This window comes from Citrobacter sp. (assembly GCF_050252275.1).
GTDB lineage: Bacteria > Pseudomonadota > Gammaproteobacteria > Enterobacterales > Enterobacteriaceae > Citrobacter_A > Citrobacter_A amalonaticus.
Genome location: NZ_JBFWLF010000149.1, coordinates 1 through 10,948, shown reverse-complemented (window position 1 = coordinate 10,948; position 10,948 = coordinate 1). Strand labels below are relative to the sequence as shown.

10 protein-coding genes are annotated in these 10,948 nt (G+C 55.0%); 2 read left to right on the top strand and 8 right to left on the bottom strand.

The window, feature by feature from the left end; translation table 11 throughout:
• The coding region (gene tnpA / locus AB7E14_RS13660) for an IS200/IS605 family transposase (protein WP_428169600.1) at positions 1–238 on the bottom strand (238 nt) is incomplete at its 3' end.
• A 206-nt stretch (positions 239–444) separates the two neighbouring features.
• Positions 445–972, bottom strand: a complete 528-nt coding sequence (gene ssb1, locus AB7E14_RS13655) for a single-stranded DNA-binding protein SSB1 (protein ID WP_316962646.1) — start codon at positions 970–972, stop codon at positions 445–447.
• Positions 973–1,224: 252 nt separating this feature from the next.
• On the opposite strand from ssb1, the gene uvrA reads away from it, so the two are divergent.
• Positions 1,225–4,047 carry an excinuclease ABC subunit UvrA gene (gene uvrA, locus AB7E14_RS13650; RefSeq protein ID WP_042999044.1) on the top strand — a complete coding sequence of 941 codons (2,823 nt, stop codon included), beginning with the start codon at positions 1,225–1,227 and terminating at the stop codon, positions 4,045–4,047.
• A gap of 41 nt (positions 4,048–4,088) precedes the next feature.
• On the opposite strand, the gene AB7E14_RS13645 is transcribed toward uvrA, so the two are convergent.
• The 5 genes from AB7E14_RS13645 to dnaB form a co-directional block, all read right to left on the bottom strand.
• On the bottom strand, positions 4,089–4,445 hold the full coding sequence (locus AB7E14_RS13645) for an MmcQ/YjbR family DNA-binding protein (RefSeq protein WP_042999043.1): 357 nt from the start codon (positions 4,443–4,445) through the stop codon (positions 4,089–4,091).
• 126 nt (positions 4,446–4,571) lie between these two features.
• Positions 4,572–5,285, bottom strand: a complete 714-nt coding sequence (aphA, locus tag AB7E14_RS13640) for an acid phosphatase AphA (protein WP_042999042.1) — start codon at positions 5,283–5,285, stop codon at positions 4,572–4,574.
• A gap of 174 nt (positions 5,286–5,459) precedes the next feature.
• On the bottom strand, positions 5,460–6,653 hold the full coding sequence (gene tyrB / locus AB7E14_RS13635) for an aromatic amino acid transaminase (RefSeq protein ID WP_046401383.1): 1,194 nt from the start codon (positions 6,651–6,653) through the stop codon (positions 5,460–5,462).
• A 130-nt stretch (positions 6,654–6,783) separates the two neighbouring features.
• Complete coding sequence (gene alr / locus AB7E14_RS13630; protein WP_099433574.1) at positions 6,784–7,863, bottom strand: alanine racemase; 1,080 nt, start codon at positions 7,861–7,863, stop codon at positions 6,784–6,786.
• A 95-nt stretch (positions 7,864–7,958) separates the two neighbouring features.
• Positions 7,959–9,374, bottom strand: coding sequence for a replicative DNA helicase (dnaB, locus tag AB7E14_RS13625; protein WP_042321088.1), 1,416 nt, complete (start codon positions 9,372–9,374; stop codon positions 7,959–7,961).
• A gap of 64 nt (positions 9,375–9,438) precedes the next feature.
• Between dnaB and AB7E14_RS13620 the strand changes: the two genes are divergently transcribed.
• The gene (locus AB7E14_RS13620) at positions 9,439–10,422 is read left to right on the top strand and encodes a quinone oxidoreductase (RefSeq protein ID WP_316962647.1); all 984 of its coding nucleotides are present in this window, start codon (positions 9,439–9,441) and stop codon (positions 10,420–10,422) included.
• Between the two features lie 185 nt (positions 10,423–10,607).
• Here the strand turns inward: AB7E14_RS13620 and pspG are convergent, their stop codons facing one another.
• Entirely contained in the window at positions 10,608–10,850 is a 243-nt protein-coding gene (pspG, locus tag AB7E14_RS13615; RefSeq protein WP_044257370.1) for an envelope stress response protein PspG, read from the bottom strand.
• Positions 10,851–10,948: the final 98 nt, after the last annotated feature.

Here is a 10,948-nt window from a genome sequence, read left to right as displayed (position 1 = left end):
ACGCCATAAAGCCGTATACGCTCATTTTGGGTGGGATCTCCACAAGCATATGGATATGATCTGCACAGCATTCCGCTTCCAGGATTCGTACGTTTTTCCACTCACACAGCTTTCTTAAGATGCTGCCTACCGCCCTGCGTTTCTCTCCGTAGAATGCTTGTCTTCGGTATTTTGGCGCAAAAACTATATGATATTTACAGTTCCATCGGGTGTGCGCTAAGCTCTTTTCGTCCCTCATTGGGACCCCCTTTTGATTTCTTGTTTAACTTTTGCAGTTGCCAGACCGCAAGGGGTTTTAACAAATCAAAAGGGGTTTTAATAACTGTCTCAAAATTGAAAGCTTTCCGGAACCTCCAGCCTGGCTGGGGTTTTATGCGTACAAAAAAGCCCCGTCAGAAACGGGGCTTTTCTATTTTTATTTAGCACAGCGCTAAACTGGCTTGATCAGAATGGAATATCGTCATCAAAGTCCATCGGTGGCTCATTAGACGGTGCTGCCGGAGCAGACTGCTGCTGCGGACGAGACTGTGCGCCACCGCTGAACTGGCTACCGCCCTGTGGCTGCTGAGGTTGGCCCCAACTGCCCTGCTGCTGCTGACCGCCAGCCGGTGCGCCCCCGCCCTGACGGCCGCCCAGCATCTGCATGGTGCCGCCAACGTTCACTACCACTTCGGTGGTGTACTTCTCGACGCCGGACTGATCGGTCCATTTACGGGTACGCAACTGACCTTCAATGTAAACCTGAGAACCTTTACGCAGATATTCACTGGCCACTTCTGCCAGTTTGCCGAACAGCACAACGCGGTGCCATTCCGTCTGCTCTTTCATCTCGCCGGTCTGCTTGTCACGCCAGGATTCGGAAGTAGCCAGCGTGATGTTGGCAACTGCGCCACCATTCGGCATGTAGCGTACTTCCGGGTCCTGGCCCAGATTACCCACGAGAATAACCTTATTTACGCCTCTGCTGGCCATGATCGAGTCTCCTGAAAACGTTTCTTAATAAGTGTAAACGCGCGATTGTAGCATTACCAATAGCGAATTTACTATGTTGCGACGCGGATTCCGCGAAACAACCTCAGCCGGACATTGTTACATAAGACTCTGCGTTTTGCATTCCAATACTGTATATCCATTCAGGTTTTATTGTGTCATAATTAACCGTTTGTGATCGCCGGTAGCACCCTGCTGCGCCGGGCAAAAAAGCGTTTAATCCGGGAAAGGTGAATGGATAAGATCGAAGTTCGGGGCGCCCGCACCCATAATCTCAAAAACATCAACCTCGTCATCCCCCGCGACAAACTGATTGTCGTGACCGGGCTTTCGGGGTCAGGCAAATCCTCGCTCGCTTTCGACACCTTGTATGCCGAAGGGCAGCGTCGTTACGTTGAATCCCTTTCTGCCTATGCGCGTCAGTTTCTGTCGTTAATGGAAAAGCCGGATGTCGATCATATTGAGGGGCTGTCTCCCGCCATCTCAATTGAACAGAAATCGACGTCCCATAACCCGCGCTCGACGGTCGGCACCATTACCGAAATCCACGACTACCTGCGTCTGCTGTTTGCCCGCGTTGGCGAACCGCGCTGCCCGGATCACGATGTTCCGCTGGCGGCGCAGACCGTAAGCCAGATGGTGGATAACGTCCTGTCGCAGCCGGAGGGCAAACGCCTGATGCTGCTGGCCCCGGTGATTAAAGAGCGTAAGGGCGAGCACACCAAAACGCTGGAAAACCTGGCAAGCCAGGGTTATATCCGCGCCCGTATCGATGGCGAAGTGTGTGACCTCTCCGATCCGCCAAAGCTGGAACTGCAGAAGAAACACACTATCGAGGTGGTGATCGATCGTTTCAAAGTGCGTGACGATCTCAGCACTCGTCTGGCGGAATCGTTTGAGACCGCGCTGGAGCTGTCCGGCGGGACGGCGGTGGTTGCCGATATGGACGACGAAAAAGCAGAAGAACTGCTCTTTTCCGCCAACTTCGCCTGCCCAATCTGCGGTTACAGCATGCGCGAACTGGAACCGCGCCTGTTCTCCTTTAACAACCCGGCGGGCGCCTGCCCGACCTGCGATGGGCTCGGCGTACAGCAATATTTCGACCCCGATCGCGTGATCCAGAACCCTGAGCTGTCGCTAGCGGGCGGGGCCATTCGCGGTTGGGATCGCCGGAACTTCTATTACTTCCAGATGCTGAAATCGCTGGCAGAACACTACAAGTTTGACGTTGAAGCCCCGTGGGCCAGCCTGAGCGCAAACGTACACAAAGTGGTGCTGTACGGTTCTGGTAAAGAGAGTATTGAATTCAAATACATGAACGATCGTGGCGATACCTCCGTGCGTCGCCATCCGTTTGAAGGCGTACTGCACAACATGGAACGCCGCTATAAAGAGACGGAATCCAGCGCCGTTCGTGAAGAGTTAGCCAAGTTCATCAGCAACCGCCCGTGCGCCAGTTGTGAAGGAACCCGTCTTAAGCGCGAAGCGCGCCACGTCTTCGTTGAAAATACACCGCTGCCGACCATTTCCGACATGAGCATCGGCCATGCGATGGACTTCTTCAACAATCTCAAACTCGCCGGTCAGCGGGCGAAGATTGCAGAGAAAATCCTCAAAGAGATTGGCGACCGCCTCAAGTTCCTGGTCAACGTTGGCCTCAACTATCTGACGCTGTCCCGTTCTGCGGAAACGCTCTCCGGCGGCGAAGCCCAGCGTATTCGACTGGCAAGCCAGATTGGCGCCGGTCTGGTCGGCGTGATGTACGTGCTGGATGAGCCGTCCATCGGCCTTCACCAGCGCGATAACGAACGTCTGCTGGGGACGCTGATCCACCTGCGCAATCTCGGCAATACCGTGATTGTGGTAGAGCACGATGAAGATGCGATTCGCGCCGCCGACCACGTGATTGATATCGGTCCGGGTGCCGGCGTCCACGGCGGCGAAGTGGTTGCCGAAGGTCCGCTGGAAGCGATTATGGCGGTGCCGGAGTCCCTGACCGGCCAGTACATGAGCGGCAAACGCAAGATTGAAGTGCCGAAACAGCGCGTTCCCGCAAACCCGGAGAAAGTGCTGAAACTGACCGGCGCACGCGGTAACAACCTGAAAGACGTGACGTTAACGCTGCCGGTCGGCCTGTTCACCTGCATCACCGGCGTGTCCGGTTCCGGTAAGTCGACCCTGATTAACGATACGCTGTTCCCGATTGCACAGCGTCAGTTGAACGGTGCGACGATCGCCGAACCGGCGCCGTATCGCGACGTGCAGGGGCTGGAACATTTCGATAAGGTCATCGACATCGATCAGAGCCCGATTGGACGTACACCGCGTTCCAACCCGGCAACGTACACGGGCGTGTTTACGCCAGTACGTGAGCTGTTTGCTGGCGTACCGGAATCACGCTCACGCGGCTATACGCCGGGGCGTTTCAGTTTTAACGTTCGCGGCGGGCGTTGCGAAGCCTGTCAGGGCGATGGCGTAATTAAAGTCGAAATGCACTTCCTGCCAGATATTTACGTGCCGTGCGACCAGTGCAAAGGCAAGCGCTATAACCGCGAAACGCTGGAGATTAAGTACAAGGGCAAAACCATCCACGAAGTGCTGGATATGACTATCGAAGAAGCACGTGAATTCTTTGATGCCGTCCCGGCGCTGGCACGTAAGCTGCAAACCCTGATGGATGTCGGTTTGACCTACATTCGTCTCGGCCAGTCGGCGACAACGCTCTCCGGCGGTGAAGCCCAGCGTGTGAAGCTGGCGCGCGAACTGTCGAAACGCGGCACCGGTCAGACGCTCTATATTCTGGATGAACCGACTACGGGTCTGCACTTTGCCGATATCCAGCAATTGCTGGACGTGCTCCATCAGTTACGCGATCAGGGCAATACCATCGTAGTGATTGAGCACAACCTGGACGTCATCAAAACGGCGGACTGGATCGTGGATCTCGGTCCAGAAGGCGGTAGCGGCGGTGGGGAAATCCTCGTCTCCGGTACGCCGGAAACCGTGGCGGAATGTGAAGCCTCACACACAGCCCGCTTCCTGAAACCGATGCTGTAAAAGACAAAACGCCGTTCATCTTCCACACTGAACGGCGTTTTTTACGGCTGTACCAGCAGCTTGCGTTTCTCTTCCGGCAGCGTATTCACCGCCTGTTGGTACGAAGCATCCACCAGATAATAAATTTGTGAATCCGGCAGCGAGCCGTCGAGGTAGACGGTGCTCCAGTGTGCCTTATTGAGATGTCGGCTCGGACGCACATCACTGTGCTGCTGGCGTAACAATTCCGCCAGTTCGGGGCTGGTTTTCAGAGATACCGCCGGGCGACCTTCCACCTCTTTCACCATGGCAAAGAGCACATCTTCAACTTTGATTTGTGTGGCTTTCCAGTCACTGTGCACACTCTGCTCCGCGCCGATTTTCGCCATGCAGTATTGCAGTAACTCCGAATTGGTCATCGTTAATCCCCTCGCAAGCGTAATACTCCACTGAAATGTCATCTATTCAGTGTGCAGCAAGACAGCAAAAGGTAAAAGCTGGCAGATCAATTTTGTTTAAAAAAACAGCAGACGCTCAGCCGCCGGTTAATACTCCGAATTTACGATCACCTCTTCACCATACGCACCAGCCTGCGGCAACGGCCTGTAGGTCGAGTTTGAGGCGCGCAGAATACGGATCCCACGGATGCCCGCATCACGCGCGGCGGTAATGTCGTTATCCGAGTCGCCATAGAACATGCGGATATTTTTATCCTGCAGCCACTGCGTTTTGGTGTTCTGACCCGGCTTGTCTCCGGCAAAAATCACCGGATTCATATTTGCCGCCGGAATGTGGAAGTTATCTGCCAGCGTTTTCGATACGGTCTCGGTTTTGGTCGGCGAACGACCGGTGATAAAAAAGATGCTGTCGCCACGACGGACGTGCATGTCGATCAACTGACGCGCGACCTCTTTTGGAATACTGAACTCATCCCAGCCGTTGTTCATTTTCTCCCAGAATGCCGGGTTCTTCAGATACGCCTCGCTGTCCGGGGACCAGGTTTTCTTTCCACGCCAGAAACCAGGACTGGAAAACAGCACAGTATCATCAATATCAAAACCGACGGCCATTGGCGGACGACCGGTCAGCGTGTTTTCGATCTGCGCCACGGAAACCCAGTGAACAGGAGCTTGTTCCGCGAGTTTCGCAACGTTAGTACCGGGATTTAATGGGGAAGGTGAAGAAGCCAGCGCGCTGGCAGGATGGTTCAACGTGAAAAGTAAGCAGATGGCGCTCAACGCCAGTGTGATCTTTCGCATATTTTTCCCTTTTAAGTCATTTAGTTATGATTTTATTAGTACGACTATTCGACAAACTCTCTGACCATAACCCCAGCGGCAGATGAAAGGAAGGATTTTCTGCGGTTTAACCCTGGAAAAAGAGGAGGATCACATATAGAAGGAAAAAGGCCGGTTCAACCGGCCTGAGAGGAATTACATGACCGCAGCAAAGGCCTTCGCTACACGCTGCACATTCGCCACGTTCAGACCGGCCACGCACATACGCCCGCTGGCGATCAGATAGACGCCAAACTCGTCGCGCAGGCGATCGACCTGAGCCGCGCTTAGCCCGGTGTAGCTGAACATGCCGCGCTGTTGCAGCAAATAGTCGAAATTACGGCCCGGAATGGTGGCGGTTAGCACGTTCACCAGCTCCTGACGCATGGCCAGAATACGGGTTCGCATTGCCTCCACTTCCGCCAGCCAACTGGCTTTCAGCGCGTCATCGCCGAGCACCGTCGCGACCACCTGCGCCCCAAAGTTCGGCGGGCTGGAGTAATTACGACGTACGGTCGCCTTCAGTTGCCCCAGTACGCGGCCTGCGGTGGAGGCATCTTCACAGACGACAGAAAGCCCACCGACACGCTCGCCGTACAGAGAGAAGATTTTCGAGAATGAGTTGCTGACCAGGGCAGGCAGTCCGGCGCTGGCAATCGCGCGAATAGCATAAGCATCATCATCCATACCAGCGCCAAAACCCTGATAAGCAATGTCGAGGAACGGGATCAGATCGCCCGCTTTCAGGATCTCAATCACCGCATCCCATTGCGCGTGCGTTAAATCCGCACCCGTCGGGTTATGGCAGCAAGGATGCAACAGGACGATACTGCGCGCAGGCAGCGTTTTCAGTGTCGCCAGCAGATCGTTGAAACGCACGCCGTTGGTGGCATTGTCGTACCAGGGATAGGTGCTGACGGTAAATCCAGCCCCTTCAAAAATCGCGATATGGTTTTCCCACGTCGGATCGCTGACCCACACGCCGGAATCCGGGAAATAGCGCTTGAGGAAATCGGCCCCCACTTTCAGCGCGCCAGAACCGCCCAATGTCTGGATCGTCGCCACACGCTGCTGCTGGAGAACCGGATGATCAGCCCCAAACAGCAATGGCGCGATAGTATGACGATAGGTATTCAACCCTTCCATCGGCAGATACAGCGAAGCGCCGTGCGGCTGCGCGTTAAGACGCGCTTCGGCTTCCGCCACCGCTTTCAACTGCGGGATAATCCCGTCTTCGTTGTAATACAGACCGATACTCAGATTCACTTTGTCACTACGCGGATCTTCTTTGAACCGCTCCATGAGCGACAGAATCGGGTCGCCAGCGTAGGCGTCAACTTTTTGAAACACGCGATGGTTCTCCAGGTTTACAGGCAGGGGTTAAGACACAATAAACCGGATGGAGAGGAAGATCGAGCGCCTGGTGGGAATATTGCCGGATAAGGCGTTTACACCGCCATCCGGCACTCCACACGCCCGCTTAATCGATATACTTCATTGCCACCCGTGAAGTCAGGCGGGTAATCAGCTCGTAAGCACTGACTTTAGTCATCGCCGCAATGCGTTCCACCGGGAGTCCCTCTCCCCATAAAATCACCGGGTCACCGGCCAGGTCTGTCGCCTGCGGCCCGAGATCAACGCAAATCATGTCCATCGCTACGCGACCCACAATCGGTACTTCGCGACCGTTCACCAACACCGGCGTACCGGATGGCGCAGCGCGCGGATAACCATCGCCATAGCCCATCGCCACGACGCCAAGACGTGTATCACGTTCGCTGATCCATGTTCCGCCATAGCCTACCGGCTCGCCCGCTTTATGCTCGCGCACGGCAATCAGGCTGGAAGTCAGCGACATGACCGGCTGGCAGCCAAAATCGGCCCCTGTGGACTGGTTTTCCAGCGGCGACACGCCGTAGAGAATAATGCCAGGACGAACCCAGTCAAAATGCGACTGCGGCCAGAGTAAAATCCCGCCGGAGGCGGCAATCGAGCGTTGACCCGCTTTGCCTTCACAAAAGGTATTGAACACATCAAGCTGCCGTTCGGTCGCTCCACATTCCGGCTCGTCCGCACGGGCAAAATGGCTGACGATATTAACTGGTTGGCGCACGTTTTTACATTGCGTCAGGCGCTGCCAGAAGGCGTCCGCTTCTTCAGGAAGCACGCCCAGACGATGCATGCCGGTGTCGAGTTTCATCCACACGGTCACCGGTTCATCCAGTTTGGCGGCTTCCAGCGCGGCCAGTTGTTCCTGGTTATGGACCGCCGTATGCAGGTGTTGTGCGGAAATGGTGGGCAGATCGGATGCCTCAAAAAAGCCTTCCAGCAGTAGGATGGGTTGCGTGATCCCCCCTGCTCGCAGACGTAAAGCTTCTTCGAGACGCGCCACACCAAAAGCGTCAGCATCGGGGAGCGTTCGCGCGGTCTCTAACAGACCGTGTCCGTAAGCGTTCGCTTTCACGACCGCAACCAGCTTGCTGGCAGGCGCCAGTTCACGCAGACGTTGCAGGTTGTGTCGCAGAGCGCGGCGGTTAATAACTACAGTTGCCGCTTGCATTGTCATTCCTTGCCTTAATAAAGAAATAATCTTCTCAATCATTTGCGTCACAGCAAGACGGTCAACGCCGCTGCGGCACAAAAGATGACGAGGATTTACTCGTCGTCGTACTGCGGTCCCGCATAATTATCGAAGCGCGACCATTGTCCGTTAAAGGTCAGTCGCACCGTCCCGATGGGGCCGTTACGCTGCTTACCAATGATGATTTCCGCAATCCCTTTCAGGTCGCTGTTCTCGTGATAAACCTCGTCACGGTAGATAAACATGATTAAGTCGGCATCCTGTTCAATGGAGCCGGATTCACGCAGGTCGGAGTTGACCGGGCGCTTATCAGCACGTTGTTCCAGCGAGCGGTTAAGCTGCGACAGCGCCACGACCGGCACATGCAGTTCTTTTGCCAGCGCTTTCAGCGAGCGGGAAATTTCAGCAATCTCCAGCGTACGGTTGTCGGACAGCGATGGCACGCGCATCAATTGCAGGTAATCGATCATAATCAGCCCGATACCGCCATGTTCGCGAGCGATACGGCGCGCGCGGGAGCGCACTTCCGTTGGCGTCAGACCGGAGGAGTCATCAATATAGATGTTACGTTTTTCCAGCAGAATGCCCATCGTGCCGGAAATGCGCGCCCAGTCCTCATCGTCCAGTTGCCCGGTACGAATACGGGTCTGATCCACGCGGGACAGCGAGGCCAGAGAACGCATCATAATCTGTTCAGAGGGCATCTCAAGACTGAAGATAAGAACCGGTTTATCCTGCAACATCGCCGCATTTTCGACGAGGTTCATCGCAAATGTGGTTTTACCCATTGACGGACGCGCCGCGACGATTATCAGATCCGAGGGCTGCAGGCCTGCGGTCTTTTTGTTGAGATCGTCATAGCCGGTGTTAACCCCCGTCACCCCGTCGTGCGGTTGCTGGAACAGTTGTTCGATACGCGCAACGGTCGCGTCGAGCACATCGGCAATGTTTTTCGGGCCTTCGTCTTTATTGGCGCGGCTTTCCGCGATTTTAAAGACGCGGGACTCGGCGAGATCGAGGAGATCCTCACTGGTGCGCCCCTGCGGATCAAAACCCGCATCCGCAATTTCATGGGCGACGGCAATCATGTCGCGCACCACCGCACGTTCGCGAACAATATCCGCATAGGCGCTGATGTTCGCGGCACTTGGCGTATTTTTGGAGAGTTCAGCCAGATACGCAAAGCCGCCGACGCTGTCCAGTTGCCCTTGTCGCTCCAGCGATTCCGCGAGCGTAATCAGGTCTATCGGGCTGCCGGTTTCCTGCAACCGCCCCATTTCTGTGAAGATGTGACGATGTGGACGGGTATAAAAATCTTCCGCTACCACGCGCTCGGCGACATCGTCCCAGCGCTCGTTATCCAGCATTAAACCGCCCAACACCGACTGTTCCGCTTCAATCGAGTGCGGCGGTACTTTCAGTCCGGCAACCTGTGGGTCGCGATCACGGACATCAGTCTGTTGTTTGTTGAAGGGTTTATTTCCTGCCATAGTGAATGGAGTTACCGAGATAAAAGTGAGTTGACGCTAATCTTCCGATGATACTGGAGAAATCATGGCAACACGAATTGAATTTCACAAGCATGGTGGCCCTGACGTGCTTCAGGCCGTGGACTTTACCCCCGCCGATCCGGCGGCGAACGAAATCCAGGTCGAAAACAAAGCGATCGGCATTAACTTTATTGATACCTATATCCGCAGTGGGCTCTATCCGCCCCCCGCGCTGCCCAGCGGTTTAGGGACCGAAGCAGCGGGCGTCGTCAGCAAAGTCGGCAGCGACGTCCGTCATATTAAAGCAGGCGATCGCGTGGTGTATGCGCAGTCCGCACTCGGCGCCTACAGTTCGGCCCACAACGTACCGGCCGATAAAGCCGCTATCCTGCCTGACGCCATCTCTTACGAGCAGGCTGCCGCTTCTTTCCTGAAGGGACTAACCGTTTTTTATCTGCTGCGCAAAACTTACGAAATCAAGCCCGACGAACCGTTCCTGTTCCATGCGGCCGCTGGCGGCGTAGGGCTGATTGCCTGTCAGTGGGCGAAAGCGCTGGGCGCGAAACTGATTGGCACCGTCGGCAGCGCGCAAAAGGCGCAGCGAGCGCTGGATGCCGGCGCATGGCAGGTGATTAACTATCGCGAAGAGAACATTGTCGAACGGGTTAAAGAGATAACCGGCGGCAAAAAAGTCCGCGTGGTGTATGACTCGGTCGGTAAGGATACCTGGGAAGCCTCACTGGACTGTCTGCAGCGTCGGGGGCTGATGGTCAGTTTTGGCAACGCGTCAGGCCCGGTGACCGGCGTGAACCTGGGGATTCTGAATCAGAAAGGTTCGCTATACGCCACGCGCCCTTCTCTTCAGGGCTACATCACCAACGCGGAAGAGTTAACCGAAGCCAGCAACGAACTGTTTTCGCTGATCGCCAGCGGCGTGATCAAAGTGGATGTGCCAGACAGTCAGAAATATCCGCTGAAAGAGGCACGGCGCGCGCATGAAGTGCTGGAGAGTCGGGCAACGCAGGGTTCGAGTTTGCTGATCCCTTGATTCCCTTGCTCCTGAAAGAAATTGGGCTTCCCATTCAACACGGGAAGCCCTTTCTTTTTTAGTTCGGCTGTATGTAGGGTACAGCTCGATGAATCTGTTAGTCGCGCAATACTGACAGATTTGGTAGTCAATTCCTATTTGGTTCTGACGCCAAAGTTACAGGTTGTGACGCATCCCTCACATCTTTAGTAACGCCAACGGTTATTGCGCTGATATTGTGGGATTTTTGGCGACTTAATCGCTTTAATCACCCACACCACCGCAACAGCCAACAGCAGCCACGGCAAGAGTTTGATCATCAGTGCAAACATGCCGCCAAGGAACATCACGAACGCGGCAACAACCAGCGCGGCCAGAATGCCCAATAGCGAGACGCCGGTGACCATCAGCATGATAAAGAAGCCAAGCACAAAAAGTAGTTCCAGCATGATGCTCTCCCATAATGAATTCCTGCCCAGACCATTACAAAAATCATGCCAAACTTAATTTCTTGATTTTTCTACAAAACGCCCCGCAAAACTTTGCA